We start from the raw sequence: 25,964 nt of genomic DNA, 5'->3' as shown, positions 1-25,964 counted from the left end.
GAGAAGTTATTGGGCGTATCAGCTCATAAATGAGATCTCGAATTGGCTCGACCTGACAACTTTTGTTTATGGGATTGGTTGCTTCGGTCAAATAAATTTTAATCCTACTTTTTTCAATATCCCATCTTCTTTGATAAGTCGTTAAAATTTGATGCTCAATTTTGTTACAACCATAATATTGAAAGGGCTTTTTTGCGGCATAGTCACAGTTTATCCCACCATAAGAAATACTAATTTTTAAGCTGGTAAAAGCCGTAAAACCACCCTATTTTTGCTACTCGAAAATTTAAAAAACATCCAATAAATGACTTTAGTAGGAAGAAAATTCCCAAGCATTGAAGTAAACGCCATCGACGAATTGGGCGATACGTTCAAAATCAACATTTTAGAGAAAGCCAAAGCAGAAAACAAGAAAGTATTGTTGTTCTGGTACCCAAAAGATTTCACTTTTGTGTGTCCGACCGAGCTTTTTGCCTTTCAACAAAATCTAAGTGAGTTTGAAAAAAGAAATACCATTGTCATAGGAGCTTCTTGTGATACTGCCGAAGTACATTTTGCTTGGTTGAACACCGAAAAAGACAACGGAGGGATTGAAGGTGTAACCTATCCTATCGTTTCTGATAGTAATAGAAACTTGGCCACAGCTTTGGGCATCTTGGACATTATGAAAGAAGACTACAACGAAGAGACCAACTCTGTTGTATTGGAAGGCGACAACGTTACCTACAGAGCCACCTATTTGATAGACGAGGAAGGAACTGTGTTCCACGAGAGCATCAACCACATGCCATTGGGAAGAAATGTAAATGAGTTTTTACGTTTGGTGGATGCCTACACCCACGTACAGGAAAAAGGTGAGGTTTGTCCAGCTAACTGGGAAGAAGGAAAAGAGGCAATGAATGCTGATAGAGCTGGTGTTTCAGATTATTTGGCCAATCACGTAAACTAAATTTACCATGGTTATAGAATTGGACAAAGACAACTTGAGCGAGGTCATTGCCAGCAACGACAATGTAGTGGTACAGTACAGTGCATCTTGGTGTGGAAACTGTAGGATAATGAAGCCCAAGTTCAAAAAGGAAGCCTCGTTGAACGAGAACATAAAGTTTGTAATGGTCGATGCCGAAAAATTCCCGGAATCCAGAAAATTGGCCAATGTGGATAACTTGCCCACCTTCGCCGCTTTTTCAAAAGGGTCTCTGAAAAATCAGGTGCAGACCAATAAGTATGATGTTTTAAAAGACTTGATCAATGAAGTTGCCCATAATTAAACAATTGGTCAATTTTGCCGAGGAGCACGATGAGGACTATCTGCAGGAAACAGCGGACACCTTGGAAAGTGTTTGTGAGGTTTCCAGTTTAAAAGATGAGGAACTGGATATGATCGGGGAACTTATCTCCAATATTTATGGTGCCCTCGAGGTATCTGGAGAAATCAAAAACGGAACTCCCAAAAAAGAGGCCCTTAACGGCTTTATGTCAAGAGTACTTGGCTCAATAGACAAGTAACGGACATTGTCGCAAACGTTGAAATAAGAACCTTCCCGTAACACACTTCGGGAAGGTTTTTTTAGTATTTTTGGCTCCGTGCCAAGTATGGTTTTTGGCCATGAATAATCATCAGAACAATACTTGAAGTATCATAGATGCCAAAAGAATCTTTTCTACAGAACAGAATCAAAAGTGTGGGATATGCCCTAAAGGGGATGTTTCTGTTATTGCGTACAGAACCTAGTATTAAGATTCAGTTTGTTATTGCACTTGCCGTTACATCTCTCGGTTTTTATTTCAATATCTCAAATACCGAATGGATACTCCAACTCTTGTCAATAGGTTTGGTCATGGGCGTGGAAGGATTAAATACGGCCATTGAAAAAATCTGCGATTACATTCAGCCCGATTTAGATCCTAAAATCGGATTGATAAAAGATATTTCCGCAGGAGCCGTTATGATAGTATCGGTCTTGGCAAGTATCGTTGGTTTGATCATTTATATACCTAAGATCTTTTAGTAAAATCCAAGACCCCGAGTAGCAACGTAAATTTGTAACTTAGCCCCGCTTAAAATTGATTAATGGCCAAAAAAAGAACAAAATCCAAATCAAAAAAAACTACCACCACTGCTAAAAAGAAGGTTTCCTTTAAGCCTTCCAAACAGAACAAAATTATTTTTGGTAGCCTTTTGATCGTTCTCAGCATTGCACTTTTCTTCTCTTTTATGTCATTCTATTTCACATGGCAAGAAGATCAGAGTATGTTGTCCCAATTTGCGGACCGCAATGCCGAAGCCAGTAATTTACTCAATAAATTCGGGGCCAATGTCAGTCATTTTTTTATGTACAAGGGCTTTGGTCTGGCATCCTTTGCTTTTCCATTTCTTTTGGCCGTCACAGGACTTTATTTATTTCTTGGTTTGAATGGAAAACGATTGGTGTCCAAATGGATTTGGGGCATGGTCGGGGTTATATGGGGATCTGTGGCACTAGGTTTTTTCGCCGCTGATTTTCCACTTTTGGGAGGACTTATCGGTTATGAGATGAACGATTTCCTTCAGGATTACACTGGTAAGATCGGTGTTTTCTTGATTCTGATATTTGTTTTGATGGTGATTTTGGTCCAATTGTTCAATTTCACACCTGAAGGATTTGCCAACTTTTTCCGCAGGCAAAAACAAAAAATCAAATCAGACCTAAAAGAAGGACCATCGACTACAACTACAACCACTGAACCTTCTATTGAAAATGAAGAAGGTAGCATTGAGTTGAACATGGAGGACACCTCTCCCGAAAAAATTGACACCTATACCCATAAAAAAGATATTCCTCCTTTGGATGAAGCTGGACTCGATGTCAATATTCCTGAAGAGGAAGAATCTGATTTGGACCTAAAAGTGGAAGAAACCACCATTGAAGAGGAAACCGATGCCAAAGCGGCCAAATTAGTAGAGGATTTTGGGGAATTCGACCCCAAATTGGAATTGGGCAATTATAAATTCCCAACCTTGGACCTTTTGGAAGCTCACGGAGCTTCAGGAGGCATTACCATTAACCAAGAAGAGCTCGAGGAAAACAAAAACCGAATTGTAAGCACTCTCAAAAACTATAAGATAGGGATTGCCCAGATCAAAGCGACCATAGGTCCTACGGTAACACTTTACGAAATTGTACCCGAAGCAGGAATCCGTATTTCCAAAATCAAAAACTTGGAAGATGACATCGCTTTGTCCTTGGCTGCATTGGGTATCCGAATCATTGCCCCTATTCCAGGGAAAGGAACCGTGGGTATTGAGGTACCGAACAAAAATGCGACCATTGTTTCCATGCGTTCGGTGATCGCATCCAGCAAATTCCAAAAAGCGGAAATGGAACTGCCCATCGCCTTTGGGAAAACCATCAGCAATGAGACTTTTGTAGTGGACTTGGCCAAAATGCCCCACATGCTCATGGCGGGTGCAACAGGTCAGGGTAAATCGGTTGGTTTGAATGCTGTGATCACCTCCTTACTGTATAAAAAACACCCGGCAGAGGTCAAGTTCATCTTGGTCGACCCCAAAAAGGTGGAATTGACGCTTTACAACAAGATAGAACGCCATTTCTTGGCCAAACTGCCCGATTCCGAGGAAGCCATCATTACGGACAACACCAAGGTAATCAACACCCTGAATTCCCTTTGTATTGAAATGGACCATCGGTACGAATTGTTGAAATCGGCCATGGTTCGGAACATCAAAGAATACAACACCAAGTTCAAAGCGAGAAAATTAAATCCAAACGATGGACACAAATTTTTACCTTACATTGTATTGGTAATCGACGAGTTTGCCGATCTCATCATGACAGCGGGCAAGGAGGTGGAAACACCCATTGCCAGATTGGCACAATTGGCACGTGCCATCGGTATCCATTTGATCATTGCAACGCAAAGACCTTCGGTAAATGTGATCACAGGTATCATCAAAGCCAACTTCCCTGCAAGAATAGCATTCAGGGTAACCTCAAAAATCGATTCCAGAACCATTTTGGATGCCCAAGGAGCTGACCAACTTATTGGTCGGGGAGATATGCTCTATACGCAAGGAAATGATGTGACCAGGCTACAATGTGCCTTTGTGGACACGCCAGAAGTAGCGAGAATTACCGATTATATTGGATCACAACGCGCCTACCCCGAAGCACACCTACTGCCAGAGTATGTAGGCGAAGAATCTGGCACAAGTCTTGATAATGATATCGCGGACAGAGATGCCATGTTCCGGGAAGCTGCCGAGGTAATTGTAACGGCACAACAAGGTTCCGCCTCTTTGATCCAACGAAAATTAAAACTGGGATACAATAGAGCTGGTCGAATTATTGACCAATTGGAAGCTGCAGGAATTGTAGGGCCATTTGAAGGAAGTAAAGCAAGACAGGTTCTGGTACCGGATATGTATTCTTTGGAACAACTATTAGAAAATGAAGCAAAATAAGACCATGATCAAGAAAAGTATTCTACCAATCGTATTGTTTGCCGTTGGATTATTTTCCTACGGACAGAACTCGGATAAGGCCAAAGCCCTTTTGGATGAGGTGTACAACAAAGTACAGAGCTACGACAATATTTATATTGACTTCCAATCAGCTATAGAGAATACCGAGGCCAATCTTAAACAAGAGACCAACGGAAATGTAACGCTTCAGGATGAGAAATACCTGTTGAACTATTTTGGGGCCACCCAACTCTATGATGGCAACAAAGTATACACCGTGGTTCCCGAAAACGAAGAAGTGACCATCGAGGACGTTAATGAGGACAACGACAACGTCAGCCCTTCCAAAATGTTGACCTTTTATAAAACTGGGCATAACTACCAATGGGATATTCTTCAAAATGTGGGTGGAAGAAAAATCCAATACGTAAAGTTGATTCCGATTGATTCCAATACCGAGATCAAATCCGTGCTTTTGGGCATCGACACACAAACAAAACATATCTACAAGCTGATCCAAACGGGAAACAATGGTACCAAAACCACCATTACCGTTAATTCTTTCAAAACCAATCAGCCCATATCAAGTACTCTGTTTACCTTTGACGAGAAAAAGTACGAGGACAAAGGGTACTACATCATAAGAAACTAGACATTGAAAATACTTGATCAGTATATACTAAGGAGATTTCTTTACAACTTCTTCAGTTCCTTTTTCATCCTGATCGTCATATTCATCTTTCAGGGAATATGGCTGTTCATCGATGATTTAGCGGGAAAAGGACTGGGCATGGTCATTATTGGCAAGTTTATTTTCTACTTTATCCCTACACTGGTTGACAAGGTGCTGCCCCTAACGGTACTCCTCTCCTCCATCCTTACCTTTGGTACATTTGCGGAAAACTACGAGTTCGCCGCAATGAAAGCCTCTGGAATATCCCTGCAACGAGGAATGCGCAGCCTGATTGTTTTTGTGCTGTTTCTGGGCGTGGTCACTTTCTTTTTTGCAAATGATGTGATTCCGAAATCCGAACAAAAAATGTTCAACCTAAGACGGAACATTGCCAAGGTAAAGCCTGCGGCCGCCATTACCGAAGGGGTTTTCAGTGATTTTGAAGGAACTGGCCAAGGGATGAACATCAAAGTGGACAAAAAATACGGGGAACAAGATCGTTTTCTGGACAATGTCGTCATCCATAAAAAAACCAAGCAAAACATCAACAACACGGTAATCAAGGCCAAATCCGGGGAGTTGATCAGTAGCGAGGAATCGGATATCATCCAATTGGTCTTGAAAGATGGCCATTATTATGAGGATATAGTCAAAAAAGACGCCAGAGAAAGGCGAAAACAGCCTTTTGCCAAGTCCAATTTTGAAACCTACACCATCAATATTGATATTTCGGAGCTCAACGACCAAGACCTGGAAGAGGACCAAAATATCACCACCAACAAAATGAAAAATGTAGGGCGGCTCATCAAGGATATCGATTCGCTCCGTGAAAACAATCTGGAAAAAGTAGCTGCATTTTCCAAAAACGTAGTGAGTCGCATGGGTGCATTCCCACAAAAAGTTCCGCAGGACACCTCCAAGCAGGACATAGAACTCATAAAGCCCGAAAACCTCAAGGATACAATCCAACGGGATACCATAAAAACCATAGATGGGTTTTTAGCGAGCCTGGAACAGTGGGAACAGATCCAGGTCATGAAGAAGGCCCAAAACGAGGTTTCCAGTATTATGAACACCGTTACCTCCAAAAAGAACGAACTGCAAAGCAGGTACAAGTTCTATAACAGCCATATTTTATCTTTACATCAAAAATATGCACTTGCACTTTCTTGTATTATTCTGTTTTTTGTAGGGGCACCATTGGGGGCCATCATCCGTAAAGGAGGATTGGGATTGCCGATGGTAGTGGCCATTATTCTATTTTTGACCTATTATTTCATAGGGGTATTTGCGGGCAACTATGCCAAGGAAGGAAATATTCATCCAGCTATTGGAGCATGGCTTCCCACGATGATCATGCTGCCTTTGGGCATATCACTTACGAGAAGAGCAACTGCGGATAAAGGATTAGTAGGATTTGGTCATTTTATAGACCGTATCAAATCATTATTTAAAAAGAAAGATAAAGAAGCTGAGGACCAATGATCGCCAAGGATAAAAAAATACAACTGAACGCCATAGAAGAAGCCATTGCCGACATTAGGGACGGTAAGGTAATTATTGTAGTGGATGATGAAAACAGGGAGAACGAAGGTGATTTTATTGCCGCTGCCGAGAAGGTCACCCCGGAAATGATCAATTTCATGGCCATGCACGGCCGTGGGCTTATCTGCGCTCCTTTAACCGAAGATAGATGTGAAGAACTGGAACTGAACATGATGGTGCAGAACAATACTGTATTACATCAAACCCAGTTCACGGTGTCCGTGGATTTGTTGGGATATGGTTGCACTACCGGTATTTCGGTTCATGACAGGGCCAAAACCATCAATGCGCTTGTCAACAAAGACACCAAACCCCATGAATTGGGAAAACCCGGACATATTTTTCCATTGAGAGCCAAAAATGGAGGTGTCTTAAGACGTTCAGGGCATACTGAAGCTGCCATAGATTTTGCCAGATTGGCCGGCCTGGAACCTGCGGGTATTTTGGTGGAAATATTGAATGAGGATGGAACCATGGCAAGATTGCCCCAACTTCTCAAGGTAGCCAAAAAGTTTGACCTTAAAATCGTTTCCATTGAAGATTTGATCGCCTATCGAATGGAACACGATAGTCTGATTGAACTCAAAGAAGCATTTACGATCAATACCAGATTTGGCGAATTCAGATTGAGGGCTTACCAACAGACCACTAACGATCAGGTCCATATCGCTTTACTCAAAGGAAATTGGAAAAGTGGCGAACCAGTACTGACCCGAATCAATTCCACTTTAGTGAACAATGATATGTTGGGCACTTTGACCAACAATCCAGATGAAGGCCTACAACGCATGTTCGATGCATTGAACAAGGAGGAAAAAAGTGCCATGATCTTTATAAACCAAGGTAACCAATCCACGAATCTATTGAGCAGATTGTCCGAGTTTAAGAAACTTCAAGGGGAAGGAATCACCAAAGCCCCTAAAGTGGACATGGACAATAAGGACTTTGGTATCGGTGCCCAGATTCTTCACGATATCAACATCTCCAAAATCCGATTATTGACCAATTCAGGCCAAACCCGACGTGTGGGCATGGTGGGTTACGGTCTTGAGATAGTGGAATATGTGAATTATTAAAGCACGGTCTTAATAGCTTCCACCATTTTAGCGGCCCGCTCGGTCACTTCCTCTTCGGACCATCCCAATTTGATCAAACAGGAGATGTTTCTGGACATCCATTGGTCGGATTCAGAGAAATCAACTTTGCTGTAATCAGGTAAGGACTCAATTACATCTTTGGGTAGTTTGCCCAAGGATTTCATTTGAGTCAAATGCTCCCATTTTTTGTAATAGTGCCAATTATTGTTGTACCAATAAAAACAGCCGTCCACTCCAGCTCCGCTCAAAGCATGATGCACTTTTTGCGCAATATCTTCATTGGGCAAAAAGAAATTCAAAAAGGAATAGTTCTCCTCTCCCCCATCTGGCACTGTTCTAAAAACCACTTCAGGGATACTTGATAAAGCTTCCCTTAAAATGCTATAGTTTCGTTTTTGAATCGTTAAAAATTCATCCAAACGAGCGAGCTGGGCAACACCCACTGCCGCATTCATCTCAGAGATTCTGAAATTATACCCTAAGAACGGATGTGCCTCGGCTCCCCTATTGTTTCCAATATGATCGTGACCATGGTCGGAATACATATGCGCATTCTCATAATATTCTTTGTTATCGGTGATTATGGCTCCGCCTTCTCCACAGGTAATGGTTTTTACATAATCAAAAGAAAAACACCCCAAGTCGCCAATGCTGCCCAAAGGTTTTCCATTGTAGGTGCCTCCAATGGCTTGGCAAGCATCTTCGAGCAACAACAGTCCATGTTTGTCACAAATACTTTTTAGGGCATCCAAATCGGCCATGGAACCACACATGTGCACAGGCATGACCACTTTCGTTTTTGAAGTAATCGCCTTTTCAACCGCTTTGGGGTTTAAGGTCAACGTATCATCAATATCCACCAAAATTGGGATTGCGCCCAATGCCAAAATGGATTCAAAACTGGCCACAAAGGTAAAAGTGGGCATAATTACTTCATCCCCTGCCCCTACTCCAGCACTTGCCAAAGCTACTGTCAACGCTGCAGTGCCACTACTTACAGCATGGGTGTATTTGGACTGCATTCGTTCCGACAGACCAGTCTCGAGCTCCTTCGTTTTCCAATGTCCGTTGCGCATGGCATCAAATCCGTAGCGCATCAGCACTCCAGAGTCCATAACATCTTGTACTTCTTTTCTTTCCTTGTCTCCAAAAAGTTCAAATCCGGGCATATCAAGTTTTATTTAAAAGAACCATAGTTTGATGGCCATCAAAACTACGGCAATGACTAAAAATGTTTTTATGAATCCGTCCCCTTTGTTCACGGAGAACCTACTGGCAAACCATGCTCCTGAACCATTTCCAATAGCTAGGATAAGACCCAATTTCCAATCAACTTTATCATTAAAGGCGAAAACGGCCAAGGCAGCCAACATATAAATAAATATAACGACAACTTTGGTGGCGTTTACACGGACCAAGTTCATCTTGTTATAAAAATGCATGAACAAAATCATTAAAAAACCAAGACCGGCATTGATAAAACCTCCATAGATGCCAAAAAAGAAAAATACGATCAACGCCACCCAAAGGTATTTGCCCGTGAGCCTTTCCTGCATCTCTTCCATCCGCATTTTAGGTTTAAAAATAATAATGAGCAATACCGTAACCATCACTATGGCCAAAATCCTATTAAAAGTATCCCCATCAATATCCACAGCAATGTAGGCCCCAATAATAGAACCTAAAAAAGCGGAAAAACCTAGATAGACATTAAAGGGATAAGTAGAAATACCCTTGCTCTTAAACCCAGCAGTTGCCATAGCTGTCTGAATCACAATGGCCACCCGATTGGTCCCGTTGGCCACAGCAGGTGGCAAGCCCAAAAAAATAAGTGTGGGCAATGACAAGAGGGAACCACCTCCAGCCACGGTATTGATAAAGCCAACTGCAAAACCTACAGCGATCAACAGCAAATAATGGTACCATTCGAGCATAAAAACAAAGGTATGACCATTGTTTTAAAAGGGCATACTGATTTTTGCAAACTTTTATTTGGTTGATGTAAAATGATTTGTGACAGTGAATTGAACAATAATGCAAAAAGGTCTTTTGGGATAAGAAAAAGCTTTATATATTTGCACCCGCTTAGGAGGAATGGCAGAGTGGTCGAATGCGGCAGTCTTGAAAACTGTTGAGGGTCACACCTCCGGGGGTTCGAATCCCTCTTCCTCCGCAACCAAGCGCAAAGCTTGAAAATAAAAAAACCGCAGAGTTGTCTCTAGCGGTTTTTTTTATTTTAAATTACATCAAGAGACCCCATATTAAAAGTGACCTTGTGGTAAGCTTTTTCATCACATCGTACATTTCATAAAAAACACCCCTATATCAGAAGACTAGGGGTGCTTGGTTAGTGCTTAGATTTTAAAAATCTAAATTTGAAAAATCAATGAGGCAATCATTGACTTTTTTTTGATAAAATTATCTGGGTTGTTTCAAGGTTTGACGATTAAGTGCTCTATGCCCTCCTCTAACAGATTTTGCGTTTTTGAATCCATATTGTCTAAAGATTCTTCTGAGGTAACCATTTCTATTGCCATGATCCGTAAAAAATATGTAATGGTTGGATTTACCAAGCATACTAATTTCCCTTCTTAGCATTGAATTGTTATTACTATCGATTAGAGGATTGAGACGTTTTATAAAGTCGGCTTTAGGATACTTTGACCTACGCAGATCTAACCAGACCACATCATCCGATTGGGCATATTTAATAGCATCTGAAGCTTCCAAACTGAAAACCCCTGGTGCCGGAGCATCTTTGTCCACAGGTGTACTTTCATCATCCTTGACAAGTGGATAGTTTCGTTTTTTCCATTCCACAACACCGCCCTTTAAAGCAAGTACATTTTTAAATCCCAAATTTCTAAAACTTTCCAATATATCGGTATTTTGATATCCTGTGCTGGCGAATACGATATAATTGGCATTTCGATCAAGTACTGTCACTCTAGTGATGAAAGACTGCGATCCCAAATCGTAGGGTATAGATCTAGCATTACCTATTCTTCCAAATAATTTTATGTCATTTTTAGATCGAAGATCGATCCATGTATAGGCCTTGTTCCTTAATAAGCTATAGGCTTTTGCAGCATCAATTTGCGACAAAGATTGTGCTTCAATGTTCGTAGGGCCAGAAGAAGTGCCTGAATCAAAAGAAAATCCAAAATTGCAGGCTACTATAAATATGCCCATTACAAGTGCCCTTTGTAATGAGGTAAAGGTCAGTGTTCTCATTTGTGTTCCAGTTTTATATTATTGACTTTAATTTTTGATGGTGCTTGGTGTTCAACAATCGTTGTGCTGAGCTAAAAGAAACAATATGTTAGGGCAAGATTGCAAAAAAAGATGGCACACTGGAATTTGACGGGATACACTTATACTACACTTGAGGTTTTGAATCGATAAAATTTTCTGAGTTCTTATGCTTAAATTTGAATTTATGATCCAATGGAATAAGCAACTATATTATCTATTTTGATTTTCCACTCAATGTCATTAGCAGCTTCAACAATTCGCCATCTCAAAATGGCATTTGTCCTCTTGTTTTTTCAGTTTATTGGAATGGCCCAAGAAAATACGGGGCATATAGATAGTTTGTTGACTGTGGAATTTAATGCATTGAGGCAGCGTGGAGAGTTTGAAAAAGCTGCAAATCTTTGTGTTGATCAAATTAAAGCATCAAGGGAGATTGGGTATGACCAGGGGGTTGCAAAAGGATACAAGCAGATAAGTATCGCCTTGACCGCATTGGGTCAATATCAAGAAAGTCTAAGATACTTGGCACTGGCCCAAAATATGGCGATCACCTCGAAGAATCATGATTTGAGGGTTCGTGTACTTTCTGGAGTGGCAAACAATTATTTAGAATTAAAACTCAATCAAAAAGCGATAGAAAAATACGACGAAGCCATTTTACAATATAAAAAATATCGATTGGATAATGATAAGCTTTTATGTGTGATGTATATGAACAAATCAGCTTCATTTGCACCAATAAATATTGATTCAGTTTTAATTTACCGGCATAAGGCAATAAAATCAAATCCTACCAACCCAAACCCCTATATAAATTTGGCATATTTTTATATGTTCAAAGGTAATAATCTCGATTCTACAGAACATTATCTGAAAAAGGTGCAAAATGTGATGGCACTTAATCCTCCCACTAAGTATCAAGAATCCGTTTTTTTAATGACTTACGGTGATTTCCATAAAAAAAAGGGAGACTATAAGGCAGCCTTAAATTATTATGGTCAGGCTTTGGAAATTTCCAAGGTCATAAAACGTGTGAGGGAAATTGGTCTCTTATACAATAGTATTTCCGAAACGTATGATTTAATGGGGGATTCAGAAAAGTCCAGTGAATTCCATCAAAATTACTTGGAGGTAAACAACAGCATTTCAGAAGAAAAAAATAGGGCATTGAACCTTGCCTTGGAGCAACTATTGGAGGAGCAGGAAAGTGAATACAGAATGGAACGGCGACAATTTCTTTTTCTGATCACAACAGGAATTGTGGTCCTTTTGGTGCTGATTTACCTCCTCTACCGGTATTTCGATAAAAAAAGAAAACAGAAGCTCATTGAAAAGGATCTGGCCATACGGCTGAAAGAACAAGAAAGTAATGCACTGCGCGAAAGACTTAATGACGCGTTCAATGAAATTGTGGCCTTGGCATCTGAAAATTCCCCATTCTTTTTGGCCCGTTTCCAAGAAGTATATCCTGAAGTCTTCCAGAAACTTTTAAAGATAAATCCTAATCTGGTAAATACCGAACTTAAGCTATGCGCAATGATCTGGTTCAATTTTTCTTCAAAGGAAATTGCACGATTTACTTTTGTGCAACCTAAAACGGTCCAAGTAAAAAAATATAGGCTTCGCAAAAAATTGGGGATACCAAAAAGTGAAGATCTATATCATTGGATGTCCTCACTTTAGTTTTTTTATTTTACAATTTTTACCGAAATTTAGGTGTAGTATAAGTGTATACCTTCAAATTTTAGTATACCACCTTTTATTGTGATCTTGTCCTTATACTAAACACGATTATAATCTCATCTACTATGAAAATGAAAATCTTAAACTCCTTGATTGTATTGGCAATCATTACTTCTTCATGTTCAACAACAAAAAATCTAGCAAGTGAAAACCTGTACAATACGACCTGGGAACTGGAATTCATCTCTGGTCCGCGTATTGCTTTTGAAGGCTTATTTCCCAATAAAAAGCCCCAAATAGTTTTTAATAAGGAAACACGAAAAGCTGAGGGAAACAATAGCTGTAACGGGTACTCTGCCGATTATACCCTCAATGGCGACTCCATCTCGTTTGGTGAACCAGGCCCCACAACGATGATGTACTGTGGTGAAGGGGAAAAGGTCTTCTTGAATACCATGAAAAAAGTGAACAAATTCAGTATTGATACCGATGGAAAACTGAACCTAATGTTCAATGGCATACCCATGATGCGATTTAAAAAGATGCCTTAAAATGAAGAAGTTCACAATAATTTTGTTGGGTATTTGTGTATCCGTCCTGTCGTGCAAAGACAAGAAAACAAGTGAAGGCAAGGATGGTACACCAGAGGCTTCAATTTCTATTGACACTGTGGTGAAAAAAGAGCTTTCCACTGAAAAAAAGACTGCGACGGACGTTTATTTTAGTGCCAATGGATCAGAGCCTTTTTGGAGTTTGGCTTTATCTGATAAAATGATAAAGCTGAAAACCGTCAACGATTCTATTTTAACACCACCAACTGAACCAAGCGGGGACGACCAGGTTAAGCGCTATGTCTTGCACACTGAAATGGCCAAAATGACCATTGAAATCACGAAGGCCGAGTGTATAAGTGCAACATCTGGAATGGCCTCCCCCTATTCCGTGACCGTTGAATACATGAAAGGCAGGGAAACCGAATTTACCAAGCTGGAAGGTTGTGGAAAATATACCACGGACTAGATTATTCCCATACAATACTGTAGCATTAAAGAAACATTGACATTGATGATGAAAAAGGCCCTAGTGCTCCTATTTGTAATTTCAGGTTTGGCAGGCTGCAAAAACATTGATAAAGAAGAGAATCAAACAAAATCGGGCATATCTTCCCAAGAATCCAAAGTGGAAACTTGTTTGTTTGCCAATGGGAAAGTGTTCTCCATTATTCGACAAGCCTGTGTTGAATTGGATAGTTTGCCCTTCAGGCTAAACCCACTGGAAGACGGTATGATGGTCAAGGGTGATCCTGCATATCTTTTATTCAATATTTCTATGACAAAGGCAGAACTTATTCTTCCGGAAAAGGAACAGGGTATTTTGCTTGAACAAACGAATACTGGAAGTTGGAAAGGTGGGGATTATATTCTCATGGCTTGGAAAGGTTATGTCATCAAACAAAACGATGAACCCATTTATGGCGGACAATAAAAACGTCAACTCTATATGATTTTTAGAAAGATATTTCCTCTTGTACTATTGTTTTTCTCTTTTTTGATCGGTAATGCCCAAGAATTTCTTCAAAACCAAGATTCGTTAAAATCCCTATCCAGTATTTGGGAACTGGACAGTGATCAAAAACAAGGGACTTTTAGGTTAATTTCATACAAACCCATTTATGTGACAGCTGGAAGGTGGTCGAGCAACCCAAACGGATTACCACAAAGTGAAAACCCGGATTATTCGGCAATGGTTCCTAAGGACTTCAATAATTTTGAAGCGAAGTTTCAGCTCAGCTTTAAGACAAAAGTTGCCCAGTCGTTGTTTTTTGGCCATGGCGACTTGTGGGCGGGCTATACCCAAATCGCTCATTGGCAAATCTATAACACAGAGCTTTCACGGACCTTTAGGGAATTGAATTATGAACCGGAACTGATGCTTAATTTTCCCATGGATGTAAAACTTTTAGGATTGACCCTAAAGATGGCCGGCGTAACTTTTAACCACCAATCCAATGGAAGGGATTTGCCAAGATCCAGAAGTTGGAATAGAATAATTTTCAGTTTAGGCCTAGAAGCAAAAAATCTGCAAGTTTATATCCGTCCATGGATTAGATTAGCAGATGAGGAGGATGAAAACCCCTTGATCACCAATTATATTGGCAATGGTGATGTTACTGTTATCTATAAGTACAAAAAGCATGCTTTCTACGCAGTTGCCACAAATTCTTTTTCGTTCAAAGACAACCATGGCAGTCTTCAATTTAATTACTTATATCCACTTGGCGACAAATTAAAATTGCATGCGCAGTTTTTTACAGGGTATGGAGAAACTTTAATCGATTACAATCATTTTCAAAATACTATTGGCATTGGGGTGTCATTTGTCAATTGGTAATGGTAAAGGGAATCATGATGTGGGCTTTTTTCAAGTTTGGCCAAATGCCCCTTTTATTAAATGTCTTAAAAAGACTCGCTCATAAGCCTAAAATAATACACACTCTTTTACCAAGATTATAATAGACTATTCTTCCGAAAAACAAACCCTGACTGTCATGTCGGGGTCTTATTTTTTAAGAATGTATCAATTCACACTCACTAATTATAAATTAACGGCAATTATAATCCTAGAGAATTGACTATCTTCTACCCTAATTAATTGATTGTCCTCAAACAAACTATTATGTCATCAAAAATCAACCAACCCAAAACCCCAACAACAAGAGTTTTGACACTCTTGAATTTCGCTTTATGCCTAACCCTAGTAATCGGATGCAAATCTGAGGTTAAAGAAGAACCTCAGCGACCCAATATCGTATTCATCATGTCCGACGATCATGCATATCAAGCTATTTCCGCCTATGACAACAGTTTGATAGAGACCCCGAATATTGATAGAATTGCGAAAATGGGCATGTTGTTCACCAATGCAAGTGTTACCAACTCCATTTGTGCACCATCCAGGGCCACTATTCTGACAGGAAAACATTCTCATATAAACGGTAAAGTGGACAATGTATCCCCTTTTGACACCACCAACGTCACTTTCCCTCAATTACTTCAAAAAGCCGGCTATCAAACCGCTATGTTCGGGAAGTTGCATTTTGGAAACAACCCTAAAGGATTTGACCAGTTTAAAATTTTACCCGGACAGGGTGCATACTACAACCCAGACTTTATCACTAAGGATGAAGGGGAAATCAATGTTAAAGGTTATGTGACCGATATCGTTACGGATATGACCCTCGACTGGCTGGACAATGAGCGCAAAAAGGATAAGCCCTTCATGCTCATGTACCTACACAAAGCTCCACACCGTTCTTGGTTTATGGCGGAAAGACACATGCAGGAATACACACAAAAAACATTTGAAGAGCCAGCTACCTTGTTCGATGACCACGAAGGAATGCCTGCGGCCAAGGTCGCCCAAATGAAGATTCATGGTAATATGGGTTGGGCCAACGATAGCAAACTGTACCCAGAGGTAATGGATCAGTTGGGTTTGGAAGAAGTCATTGGTTTTGACAAAGGTAGATTTGAAAATGCCCTAGGAAGGATGGATTCCACCCAAAGAGCCAATTTTGATGCCGCATACGAAAAAGTTGCCGCAGAATTTATGGAACAATATCCCAACATGACGGATGAAGATATAGCCAAATGGCGCTATCAACGCTACATGCAAGACTATCTGGGCACTATTAAATCCGTAGACGAGAACGTAGGTCGGGTTCTGGATTACCTTGAGGCCAATGATATGATGGAAAACACCATTGTCGTGTACACCTCCGACCAAGGATTCTATTTAGGCGAACATGGCTGGTTCGATAAACGGTTCGTGTACGACGAAAGTCTAAAAACACCTTTATTGGTTTCTTGGCCTAATCGTATAAAGCCAGGAAGCGTATCCGGTGAGCTTGTACAAAACTTGGATTTCGCCCAAACATTCTTGGATATTGCAGGAGCTCCACAGCCTAGCGACATGCAAGGAAAGAGTTTGGTTCCCGTACTCACGGGCGATATGGATAATTGGGATAGGGACGCTGTGTACTATCATTATTACGAACATCCATCAGAACATAATGTAAACAGGCACTATGCCGTAATTACCAAGGATTACAAATTGATTCACCACTATTTTGACCTGGATTATTGGGAATTGATCGATAGAAAAAAAGACCCTTTGGAACAACATAATTATTATGATGACCCCGCCTATGTCGATATTCAAAAAGACTTGCACCAGAAACTTGATGCACTGCGCGAACAATACGGCGATTCCGAAGCCATAAGCCAGCAGTACATTGATGAGTTTATGCCACTTGCCAAAGAGGGCAAAGTATGGGGCGTGGAAGATGATATATTGGAGCCTATTGTTGAAAAATGGGAAAACTCCAAGAAGGAATAATACTAAAAAATGGATTTTACAGGTGAGCATCTAGTTCAGCTAGAAAACAAAATCCCGTCAAATAATGACGGGATTTTGTTTTATGATGTGAACTTTAAACAATAATGGTTTATTGATCAAAAAACTGATTGAAAGTTCGTTGTGCTTTATCTCAATTGCCCAACATCGATGCTATTAGTGTCATTTATACAGTTTTTCATACCATTCATAGCTTTTTTATGACTATCCCATAAGATATTTTTTTATTTGAAGGAGTTGTCCAACCTTTATTTGACATCAACACAACGTTAAGTTTATTTGAAGTTTCGGAAATATAGTTTTTGAGTACTAAGATTTTATATTTTCGAAGGACAATATTTACCCCACACTAACCGACATACTTATCCCCTATGCAATGGTTGTTTGACCAAACAACGCCTATGCATAAATATTACTTTCGAAGATTTTTTTATACACCGAATCACTTTAAGGCATACCCAAGTCTTTTTCCTACAAGGATGCCCCTTGGGGAAGTCTTTCTATACGCTTTTTACAATTTCACCAAAATAAATTTCCAACCAATTGCCAATCCCACAAACAAATGAGAAAAATTACTCAATTTCTTTGCGCTTTAATGTTTCCTGTCTTCATTTTTACGATGTACGGACAGGACACCCAACCACCAAACCTTGTATCAATATCCCCTTTGGATAATGCAACCGCAGTTCCATTGGGAACCGATTTGGTGCTTACATTTGACGAACCCATACAATGGAGCGAAAACAATTTGTTCCTCTCTTTCAACAGTTCCACCAATCCAAACGGCTGGATTTTCAACGGATATCCATCCATAATAGATGGAAACACAATTACTATTCCATTGAATGCTGGACAACTCGACCCCAATGCCGATATTTATATTACCATAGACAATGGTGCTATTGAAGATCTTTCTGGCAATGCCTATGAAGGTTTTAGTACTACCGGCACTTGGAACTTTTCCACGGTGACCACAACAGATACCGAAAATCCTACGGCAGTTTTAAGCCCATTGAACGGAGCCACGGATGTTCCTTTGGACACTGAACTTACCATCACTTTTGACGAACCGGTCCAACAAATACTATCTGGAGGTGTAGGTCCCGTAATCTTTCTAAAGAATTTAACGGATACCTCCATTTCCGATCTACGCTTTTTCCCTGGGGATTACTCCCTTGATAATTCAAGTGGCGTAGGTGTTGTTATGCTTAACTCTGGTATTGGGTTGAACCCAAATACACAATACCGAATCGCAGTTAGTGGTTTTGAAGATTTGGCAGGTAACGATTGGGAAGGAACTACTTCTTACAATGGTCAAAGTTATGGGGAAGATTGGATCATTACCACTGGGGATGATACAGCATCCGAAACACCTACCCTATTGAGTTATTCCCCAGTTGATGGGGCAACTGCCGTGCCATTGACCGAAAATTTGGTATTGACGTTCAATATGCCGGTGCAATTGAGCGGGGATGAAACAGCTTCGCTCATCATTCGAAATGAAACAGATAATAGTGTGGAAGTCAATGAATATTTGGCCAATATCAGTATAAATGAGAATATCGTAACCATTGATCCAAACCGCAACCTGTTTCCAAATAAAGAGTACACCTTTTTTTATTACGAAAACTTTTTTCAGGATTTGGCGGGGAATCCCGTACCAGAATTTGATGGTCCCAACCAAGGCGTCAGCTTTTTTACCGTGACCACAACGGATGCTACCGGGCCTTCCTTGGTATCCATTTCCCCGGCCGATGATGAGACCGATGTCCCATTGGATTCAAAAATCACCCTGACCTTTGATGAGCCTGTTGTAGCTCAACAGGATGCTGGGGTTTTTAGACTGGCCAAAATAGCAGGGACCGGCACCCCTACCGGCGGAGATATAGAAACACTGGAGGATTTACCATTGACCAGTTCGGGCGTTGCCATAAATGGTACTACGGTGGAACTGGACTTTGTGACCGACTTTGAACCCAATACCAGATATTGGATATTTGTTGTTTATGATGGTACCGTACTACAGGACAGTTCCGGCAACCCATGGAACGATTTTAACGAACCTGAATTCCAAAATGCCGGTCTTGAAGATTTGGGATATATCTTTACCACTGGAGAACTGGTGGACAATACAGCTCCCAGCATTGTTTGTCTTCCTGATATTTTGGAATTTGCTCCCGAGGGAGAATACACAGTACCCGTGGCCATTTCCGAACGACCCACCGCAACAGATGACATTACCATTACAGAAAATATTATAATCACTGGGGAAAGATCTGATGGAGGTCCCGTACCTTCTGGAAGCAATACAGAACTGTTCCCCGTGGGAGATGTGATCATCACTTGGACCGCCACCGATGAGGCCGGCAATGTTTCCGAACCTTGCGAGCAAGTGGTCAGTATTGTTACTAAAAATACCGAAGGCTCCTTGGACGAAAATGGGGTGTTGTCCATTTCTGACGTGGACACAGCTTCCGACGACAGCTACCAATTATCCGTTTCCGTGGGCAATTTGATCATTGCCAGTTCCGCCGGTATCCAGATTTCAGGGGATGGTGTGGAACAAATTGATGGCACAACCGTATCCATTCCACTATCCAGTATTACCAATGGATTGACCATTGATGGGGGTAATGGTAACGATACCTTGACCCTCGATGCCTCTTTGGCTTTGTTGGGTGCCAACAATGGACTTACCCTTAACAATATAGATGTACAGTTGACAGGCAGTGGCGATTTGCAACTGAATGCACTCAACATGACCAACGGCGACTTTGACACCAACGGTTTAACGACCATCGTGACCACCGAGGCCAATTTCTTTACCGATGCCACCTTGAGTGGCACAGGTACCATACAGGGTGTGGTAAACATGGACGTAGACTCCAATTTGGCGCCCGGCACCAGCCCAGGTATCCTAACCGTAAACGGAAACCTTAGCTTGGACAACAACAACAACGACTTTGAAGTGAACGGCCCTACACCGGGTACGGAGCACGACCAAATAGTGGTAAATGGTACGGTGACCATTGCAACCGGAACCACCTTAAACCTGATCGGAGGCTATGCAAATGCCGATACGGACGAGATCATCCTTGTCTCCAACGATGGCATCGATGCCATAACCGGTACCTTTACAGGATTGCTGGAAGGTGCAGAGGTTACTTTTGGCGATTTCTCGGGAACCCTTAGCTATACCGGTGGAGATGGAAATGATATAACCCTGGAGGAAACATCCTTTAAACCCTTTATTACCACCTGGCAAACCACGGGAGCCAATGAGAGTATTACCATACCTACATACGCAACCGTAATACCTAATCCCGAAATCTATGATTATACCGTGGATTGGGGAGATGGTACCGTGGAAACCAACCAAACCGGGAATGCCACACATAGCTATACTTCTCCGGGAATCCATACTGTAAGCATTTCAGGTGTTTTTCCCAGATTTTGGTCCTCGGGCCTAAGCAATAATGCTCAAAGAGATAGGTTGTTGACTGTGGAACAATGGGGGGACATTGAATGGTCTTCAATGGCCAGTGCATTCCAAAATTGTGGAAACTTGGATGTTACTGCAACCGATGTTCCTGATCTAAGCAATGTTACTTCATTATATCGAATGTTTTATTATTGTGAAAACCTTCAAGGGACTTCTGCATTTAACACTTGGAATGTTAGCAATGTAACTAGCATGAATTCAATGTTTGTATCTAACGATGTATTCAACCAAGATATTGGCGATTGGGATGTAAGTGCTGTTACCGATATGCAATCCATGTTTTCGGGTGCTCAATTATTTGACCAAAATCTAGGCGATTGGGATGTGAGCGCTGTTATCAATATGTCTGGTATGTTCCAAAACTCAGCCTTTAATCAAGATATTGGGAATTGGGATGTAAGTGCTGTTACGCGTATGGATAGTATGTTTGCCTCTGCTTCGGCATTCAATCAAAATATTGGTAATTGGAATGCAAGCGCCGTGACTAGTATGAATGGCATGTTTAGTGGCGCCAACGCTTTTAACCAAAATATTGGCGATTGGGATGTAAGTGCCGTTACCTCTATGTATAATATGTTCAGGAATGCAGAATCCTTTAATCAAGATATTGGAAATTGGGATGTAAGTGCTGTTACGCGTATGGATGGTATGTTTGAAGGCGCCTCTGTATTTAATCAGGATATTGTAAATTGGGATGTGAGTGCTGTTACCAATATGCGAAACATGTTTGCAACAGCCTCTATATTCAACCAAGATATTGGACATTGGGATGTAAGTGGTGTGACTAGCATGCTAAATATGTTTAATGGTGCCATTTCCTTTGACCAAAATCTAGGTCAATGGGATATTTCAAACTTGACAAGTGCCACCAATATGTTTTCCGGAGTTACCCTATCCACCGAAAACTACGATGCCCTACTCAGCGGCTGGGCAGCCCAAACAGTACAGCCCGGTGTTACCTTTAGTGGTGGCAACAGCCAATATTGTACGGCGGAAACAGCAAGGAACACCTTAGCTGGCGCGCCCAACAATTGGGTGATCACCGATGGAGGAATGTATTGCGCCGATACCACCGCACCAATGGCTGGCACTTTGGGGCCTGTGGCAGGGGCAACCGAGGTGGCCACTACCTTTTCGCCAAGCATAGCTTTTGATGAGGCGGTACAGTTCGTAGCAAGCCCAGACCCTATCATCATTTTTGATATTACCAACAATGTGGAGTTCGAACGTATCGATGAAACCAGCGATTTCTCTTTTGGCACTGACGGTACAACATTCACTTTTACCCCTTCCACCGAATTCGCTCCCAATACCGAGTACGAAATACAGTTGGGCAACAACACTTTTGAAGATGCCAACGGCAACCCGTTTGAAGGGATTCCATCCTTGGGTTGGACTTTTACCACCCTTCCAGAATATCTGGACATCCGTGTACTCATGTACAACGACATTAACCAAGATGGCACGAATGATGAGGTCAATACCCAAGCTTCTGGTGGCCCAACGGGTGCCACACTTATTGGTTGGGAATTTACGGTTTATGACAGTTCCGGTAATTTGGTGGCCCAAGGGACCACGAGCGATGAAAATCCAGCCTCTCCAAACGACCTTGGTATTCGGGTCACTTTTGAAGACTTGATCAAAGGTGAATCCTATACCATTTGCCAAACGGCCATTCCCGATTGGGAAAACACGGAACCTGGTTCCGATAGTGACACAGACCCTGAAGGTTTGGGGCGGTACTGTAAAACTCTGGACACCTCCAATGCCAACAATTTTGCAATCGTATACTTTGGAGGTTACGAATCCGTTTCCGATGGCCCCATAGTCGATATATGGTACGGTGACACCCAAGCATATGGCAATAATGGAATACCACAGGCTTGGTGCAATATATTGGGACATGTGTCCGATGAGGATGGGAGCATTTCCACTTTTGAATACACCTTGAACGGTGGCACTCCCGTAGCCCTGAGCATTGGACCAGACAATAGAAGGTTGTTGGCCTCGGGCGATTTCAATATAGATTTAAATGTGGAAGACTTGGTGCCTGGCGCCAATACCGTGGAAATTACCGCCATTGACAACGATGCCAACACCACTACAAAAACGGTCACGATAAACTATACCGATGGCTTGGTTTGGCCAAATCCATACAGTATTGACTGGAGCACGCTAAACGATATCACGGAAGTAAATGATGTATCCCACGTAGTCGATGGCAAGTTTGAATTGACACCGGATGGAATCCGAACCTCAGAGCCTGGCTACGACAGGTTGATTGCCATAGGCAACCATACATGGGACAATTATGAAGCTTTGGTTCCCATTACCATACACGATATGCCTGGCGGCGCCGGCGTAGGGGTACTACTTCGTTGGAAAGGACATACCGATACCCCGGTAAATTGCGATCAACCAAAATGCGGTTACGAACCACTGGGGGATATTGCATGGTACCGTCCAGGAAGACTGGAATTTTATGAAGGAAACAATGCCTCAAGGACATTGAGCAATGAAGTTACGTACATGTTGCGAACCTCAGTGGAAACCAATGCCTTAACTGGTGAAAGCCTGTATCGTCTAAAAGTTTGGGAGCAAGGAACAACCGAGCCGATAGCTTGGGACTTGGAACACACTTCAAATACTTCGGATGAGCAACAAGGGTCCCTAATGTTGATTTCACATTTGGCCGATGTAACCTTTGGAGATGTAACCGTGACGCCGGGCTCCTTGTCAATAAGCAATGTTCAAGTTCAATTGGCCAATGGCAATACTGAAGCTACGATAAATTGGCTAACAAACCAGCCAACAACGAGTAAAGTGGATTATGGAACAAGTAATGCCTATGGAAGTTTCCAAGAAGACACAAATTTAGTTACGGAACATTCGATTACGCTCACAGGATTATCACCAGATATGGTATACAACTATAAAATATCAGGGGGAAATTCCGGGTCGGAAGTTGTAGAGACAACCAATCGTGTCTTTTCGACGTATGAATCAGGCATAAAGTCCGATGATTTCTGCGATAATCAGCTGAATCCGGTCTGGACATTCAACGACCCACTGAACGATGCAAGTTTCGAACTTACAGGCTCAGGTACAAGTAATGCCTTTCTGCAGATAAACGTTCCTGAAGGTGTGGAGCATCAGATCTATACCAGTGGCATTCAAGCTCCTGGCATGCTTCAGACCATGAACAATGCCGATTTTGAAGTCGAAGTCAAATTTGAATCCGCCGTGGATATACCCCAATACCAAGAACAAGGTATTTTGGTCAAGGAAAGTGATAATAAATATTTGAGGTTTGAATTTTTTAGCCGGGAAACAAATAGCACACAAATCTATGCCCAAGGATTTGAAATAGCCGGTGCAACCGCACCATTTATCAATACCTCCATTGGAAATGCTGGAACATCACCTCTATATATGAGGATAAAGCGGGAAGGAAATGATTGGACCCAGACTTATTCCTTTGATGGTATCACTTGGTTGGAAGGGGCTAGTTTTAGCTTCGAAATGGAACCAACGGCAATAGGTCCTTATGGTGGCAATGGAACCAACAACAACTCACCGGCACATACCGCAATAATCGATTACTTCCTGAACCTATCAGACCCATTGGAGGATGAAGACGGTTGTAGTGCCCAACAAGCTCCGGTTTTAGTTGATATAGGTGATATTTACATTCAAGAAGGAGAAACATTGACTGTTGACATATCGGCCTCTGATGCAGATGGAAATGACTCGGATATTCAATTTACCTCGACAGGTTTACCATTATTTGTCCAACTAATCGACAATAATGATGGAACCGCATCCTTACAATTAGATCCGGAAATTGGGGATTTAGACACCTATCCAGTTACCATCACAGTTACTGACATTGATGGACTTACGGATAGCGAAAACCTGAACATAGTTGTGGGCAATAGCGGTCCCTCCAATTTAATTTCAGATGATTTTTGTAATGGCATTTTATCAGACCAATGGACATTTGTTGACCCACAAGGAGATGGTGCCCTTAGCTTTACAGGATCAAACACTGAAAATGCAATGGTGGAAATAACCGTGCCCAGTGGTTCTTCCCATGAACTTTGGACGGATGGTATACAGGCTCCGCATCTTTTGCAAACAGCCAACAATGCAGACTTTGAAATTGAGGTTAAAATGGAATCCCCCGTCAATTCTCCACAGTTTCAAGAACAAGGAATACTGGTGAAACAAGATGATTTCAATTTCCTTAGATTTGAAGTGTACAGTAGCAATTCCAATACCAATGTTCTTTCAGCCATATTAAGCTCCCCGACAAACACATTACCATTGGGGACCTCCATAGAATCAAATGCCAATATTGGGGAATTGGACAATGCTCCGATCTACATGCGAATTAAAAGGCAGGGAGATACATGGACTCAATCATATTCTTTTGATGGGTTGAATTTTACTGCCCTACCATCTTTTACCCATTCACTTACCGTAAGTGGAGTCGGTATCTATGGTGCTAGTGGCAGCGGAGCAAGCACACCAGGCCACACTGCACAATTTGACTACTTCTCCAACTTGGAAAATCCAGTGTTGGAAGAGGACGGCTGTGCAGCCCAGCCGACAACGCTTACCATTACAGAAATAATGTACAATCCATCTAGTACTGAAGATGACTGGGAGTGGATTGAAGTATATAACCCAACAAATACAGATCTGGACATTTCAGGCTATGTGATAGATGATAATGACAATAATTCCCATACTTCTGCAAATATCGTATCAGGGGTCATACCGGCGATGTCATCTGCAATTTTATTCAATGCAGACGATATTACAGAGGAAGACTTTTTAGCTGTTTGGGGAACAGTTGATTTAATAGCCGTTACAAATTGGGGGACCATGGAATTGGACAATTCCGGGGATACTATAGGTATTTGGGATAGTTTCTCGAGTTACTCAGGTGATAATGAAACACAAACGAATATTATAGAGCAAGTAACCTTTACAAATGATGGTGCCACATGGCCTTCTGATGATGGAGCAGGATCCATATACCTTACCGATTTGAATGCAGATAATAACAACGGGGCAAATTGGTCATTAAGTACCGATGGAACCAGCACACCATTATTCGAAAGCTATATCGGAAATGCAGTTAATGGAAACAGTGGAAATGACGTTGGTTCCCCTGGTATACAAATAATTATAGAACCCGATACCACCCCACCGTCCATCGTCCTGATCGGGGACAACCCACAGGACATCGTCCTGGGAGGGACCTATACGGAACTGGGAGCTACGGCGAGCGACAACAATGATGGAGACATCTCCGGGTCC

The 25,964-nt window shown here is 41.6% G+C and carries 18 protein-coding genes and 1 tRNA gene; 16 read left to right on the top strand and 3 right to left on the bottom strand.

The annotated features are described in order from the left end of the window. Positions 1 to 304 precede the first annotated feature (304 nt). The 8 genes from PY092_RS14235 (at position 305) to ribB (ending at position 7,759) form a co-directional block, all read left to right on the top strand. Positions 305 to 949 carry a peroxiredoxin gene (locus PY092_RS14235; RefSeq protein ID WP_275616471.1) on the top strand — a complete coding sequence of 215 codons (645 nt, stop codon included), beginning with the start codon at positions 305 to 307 and terminating at the stop codon, positions 947 to 949. 7 nt (positions 950 to 956) lie between these two features. Next, on the top strand, positions 957 to 1,271 hold the full coding sequence (locus PY092_RS14230; RefSeq protein ID WP_275616470.1) for a thioredoxin family protein: 315 nt from the start codon (positions 957 to 959) through the stop codon (positions 1,269 to 1,271). Beyond that, positions 1,252 to 1,509 carry a DUF6952 family protein gene (locus PY092_RS14225; RefSeq protein WP_127136767.1) on the top strand — a complete coding sequence of 86 codons (258 nt, stop codon included), beginning with the start codon at positions 1,252 to 1,254 and terminating at the stop codon, positions 1,507 to 1,509. The genes PY092_RS14230 and PY092_RS14225 overlap by 20 nt, the downstream gene beginning before the upstream one ends. Before the next feature lie 137 nt (positions 1,510 to 1,646). Next, entirely contained in the window at positions 1,647 to 2,012 is a 366-nt protein-coding gene (locus PY092_RS14220) for a diacylglycerol kinase (protein ID WP_275616469.1), read from the top strand. A gap of 62 nt (positions 2,013 to 2,074) precedes the next feature. Beyond that, positions 2,075 to 4,465 carry a DNA translocase FtsK gene (locus tag PY092_RS14215; protein WP_275616468.1) on the top strand — a complete coding sequence of 797 codons (2,391 nt, stop codon included), beginning with the start codon at positions 2,075 to 2,077 and terminating at the stop codon, positions 4,463 to 4,465. Between the two features lie 4 nt (positions 4,466 to 4,469). Continuing rightward, positions 4,470 to 5,117 carry an outer membrane lipoprotein periplasmic chaperone LolA1 gene (lolA1, locus tag PY092_RS14210; RefSeq protein ID WP_275616555.1) on the top strand — a complete coding sequence of 216 codons (648 nt, stop codon included), beginning with the start codon at positions 4,470 to 4,472 and terminating at the stop codon, positions 5,115 to 5,117. A 3-nt stretch (positions 5,118 to 5,120) separates the two neighbouring features. Continuing rightward, on the top strand, positions 5,121 to 6,623 hold the full coding sequence (locus PY092_RS14205) for an LptF/LptG family permease (RefSeq protein WP_275616467.1): 1,503 nt from the start codon (positions 5,121 to 5,123) through the stop codon (positions 6,621 to 6,623). After that, a complete protein-coding gene (gene ribB / locus PY092_RS14200; RefSeq protein ID WP_275616466.1) occupies positions 6,620 to 7,759 on the top strand; it encodes a 3,4-dihydroxy-2-butanone-4-phosphate synthase in 1,140 nt (379 codons plus the stop codon). The genes PY092_RS14205 and ribB overlap by 4 nt, the downstream gene beginning before the upstream one ends. On the opposite strand, the gene PY092_RS14195 is transcribed toward ribB, so the two are convergent. Together PY092_RS14195 and PY092_RS14190 are read right to left on the bottom strand one after the other, a co-directional pair. After that, a complete protein-coding gene (locus tag PY092_RS14195) occupies positions 7,756 to 8,949 on the bottom strand; it encodes a DegT/DnrJ/EryC1/StrS family aminotransferase (RefSeq protein ID WP_275616465.1) in 1,194 nt (397 codons plus the stop codon). The genes ribB and PY092_RS14195 overlap by 4 nt on opposite strands. A gap of 12 nt (positions 8,950 to 8,961) precedes the next feature. Then, entirely contained in the window at positions 8,962 to 9,714 is a 753-nt protein-coding gene (locus tag PY092_RS14190; protein WP_275616464.1) for a sulfite exporter TauE/SafE family protein, read from the bottom strand. Positions 9,715 to 9,868: 154 nt separating this feature from the next. Here PY092_RS14190 and PY092_RS14185 point away from each other — a divergent pair. After that, positions 9,869 to 9,953 (top strand) — tRNA-Ser (locus PY092_RS14185). Between the two features lie 245 nt (positions 9,954 to 10,198). On the opposite strand, the gene PY092_RS14180 is transcribed toward PY092_RS14185, so the two are convergent. After that, a complete protein-coding gene (locus PY092_RS14180) occupies positions 10,199 to 11,014 on the bottom strand; it encodes a rhodanese-like domain-containing protein (RefSeq protein WP_275616463.1) in 816 nt (271 codons plus the stop codon). Between the two features lie 291 nt (positions 11,015 to 11,305). Between PY092_RS14180 and PY092_RS14175 the strand changes: the two genes are divergently transcribed. The 7 genes from PY092_RS14175 to PY092_RS14145 form a co-directional block, all read left to right on the top strand. Next, on the top strand, positions 11,306 to 12,718 hold the full coding sequence (locus tag PY092_RS14175; RefSeq protein ID WP_275616462.1) for a tetratricopeptide repeat protein: 1,413 nt from the start codon (positions 11,306 to 11,308) through the stop codon (positions 12,716 to 12,718). A gap of 131 nt (positions 12,719 to 12,849) precedes the next feature. Further along, positions 12,850 to 13,269: an META domain-containing protein gene (locus tag PY092_RS14170; protein ID WP_275616461.1), complete on the top strand. Its 420-nt coding sequence runs from the start codon at positions 12,850 to 12,852 to the stop codon at positions 13,267 to 13,269. A 1-nt stretch (position 13,270) separates the two neighbouring features. After that, positions 13,271 to 13,738: a hypothetical protein gene (locus PY092_RS14165; RefSeq protein WP_275616460.1), complete on the top strand. Its 468-nt coding sequence runs from the start codon at positions 13,271 to 13,273 to the stop codon at positions 13,736 to 13,738. Positions 13,739 to 13,783: 45 nt separating this feature from the next. Next, positions 13,784 to 14,203, top strand: coding sequence for a hypothetical protein (locus PY092_RS14160; RefSeq protein ID WP_275616459.1), 420 nt, complete (start codon positions 13,784 to 13,786; stop codon positions 14,201 to 14,203). A gap of 15 nt (positions 14,204 to 14,218) precedes the next feature. Beyond that, positions 14,219 to 15,109 carry a phospholipase A gene (locus tag PY092_RS14155; RefSeq protein WP_275616458.1) on the top strand — a complete coding sequence of 297 codons (891 nt, stop codon included), beginning with the start codon at positions 14,219 to 14,221 and terminating at the stop codon, positions 15,107 to 15,109. 285 nt (positions 15,110 to 15,394) lie between these two features. After that, positions 15,395 to 17,116 (top strand): sulfatase family protein, encoded by a 1,722-nt coding sequence (locus PY092_RS14150; RefSeq protein ID WP_275616457.1) that lies wholly within the window; start codon positions 15,395 to 15,397, stop codon positions 17,114 to 17,116. Positions 17,117 to 17,696: 580 nt separating this feature from the next. After that, positions 17,697 to 25,964, top strand: an 8,268-nt coding sequence (locus PY092_RS14145; protein WP_275616456.1) for a BspA family leucine-rich repeat surface protein, incomplete at its 3' end; no start/stop codon positions are given.

Source organism: Flagellimonas yonaguniensis (assembly GCF_029193885.1).
GTDB lineage: Bacteria > Bacteroidota > Bacteroidia > Flavobacteriales > Flavobacteriaceae > Flagellimonas > Flagellimonas yonaguniensis.
This window is presented reverse-complemented; position numbering and strand designations above follow the sequence as displayed.

Coding starts and splice junctions, on each gene's coding strand:
- PY092_RS14190 (WP_275616464.1), bottom strand. CDS start 9,714: ATGCTCGAATGGTACCATTATTTGCTGTTGATCGCTGTAGGTTTTGCA.
- PY092_RS14155 (WP_275616458.1), top strand. CDS start 14,219: ATGATTTTTAGAAAGATATTTCCTCTTGTACTATTGTTTTTCTCTTTT.
- PY092_RS14165 (WP_275616460.1), top strand. CDS start 13,271: ATGAAGAAGTTCACAATAATTTTGTTGGGTATTTGTGTATCCGTCCTG.
- PY092_RS14215 (WP_275616468.1), top strand. CDS start 2,075: ATGGCCAAAAAAAGAACAAAATCCAAATCAAAAAAAACTACCACCACT.
- lolA1 (WP_275616555.1), top strand. CDS start 4,470: ATGATCAAGAAAAGTATTCTACCAATCGTATTGTTTGCCGTTGGATTA.
- PY092_RS14180 (WP_275616463.1), bottom strand. CDS start 11,014: ATGAGAACACTGACCTTTACCTCATTACAAAGGGCACTTGTAATGGGC.
- PY092_RS14160 (WP_275616459.1), top strand. CDS start 13,784: ATGATGAAAAAGGCCCTAGTGCTCCTATTTGTAATTTCAGGTTTGGCA.
- PY092_RS14170 (WP_275616461.1), top strand. CDS start 12,850: ATGAAAATCTTAAACTCCTTGATTGTATTGGCAATCATTACTTCTTCA.
- PY092_RS14235 (WP_275616471.1), top strand. CDS start 305: ATGACTTTAGTAGGAAGAAAATTCCCAAGCATTGAAGTAAACGCCATC.
- PY092_RS14150 (WP_275616457.1), top strand. CDS start 15,395: ATGTCATCAAAAATCAACCAACCCAAAACCCCAACAACAAGAGTTTTG.
- PY092_RS14175 (WP_275616462.1), top strand. CDS start 11,306: ATGGCATTTGTCCTCTTGTTTTTTCAGTTTATTGGAATGGCCCAAGAA.
- PY092_RS14225 (WP_127136767.1), top strand. CDS start 1,252: ATGAAGTTGCCCATAATTAAACAATTGGTCAATTTTGCCGAGGAGCAC.
- PY092_RS14230 (WP_275616470.1), top strand. CDS start 957: ATGGTTATAGAATTGGACAAAGACAACTTGAGCGAGGTCATTGCCAGC.
- PY092_RS14195 (WP_275616465.1), bottom strand. CDS start 8,949: ATGCCCGGATTTGAACTTTTTGGAGACAAGGAAAGAAAAGAAGTACAA.
- PY092_RS14220 (WP_275616469.1), top strand. CDS start 1,647: ATGCCAAAAGAATCTTTTCTACAGAACAGAATCAAAAGTGTGGGATAT.
- ribB (WP_275616466.1), top strand. CDS start 6,620: ATGATCGCCAAGGATAAAAAAATACAACTGAACGCCATAGAAGAAGCC.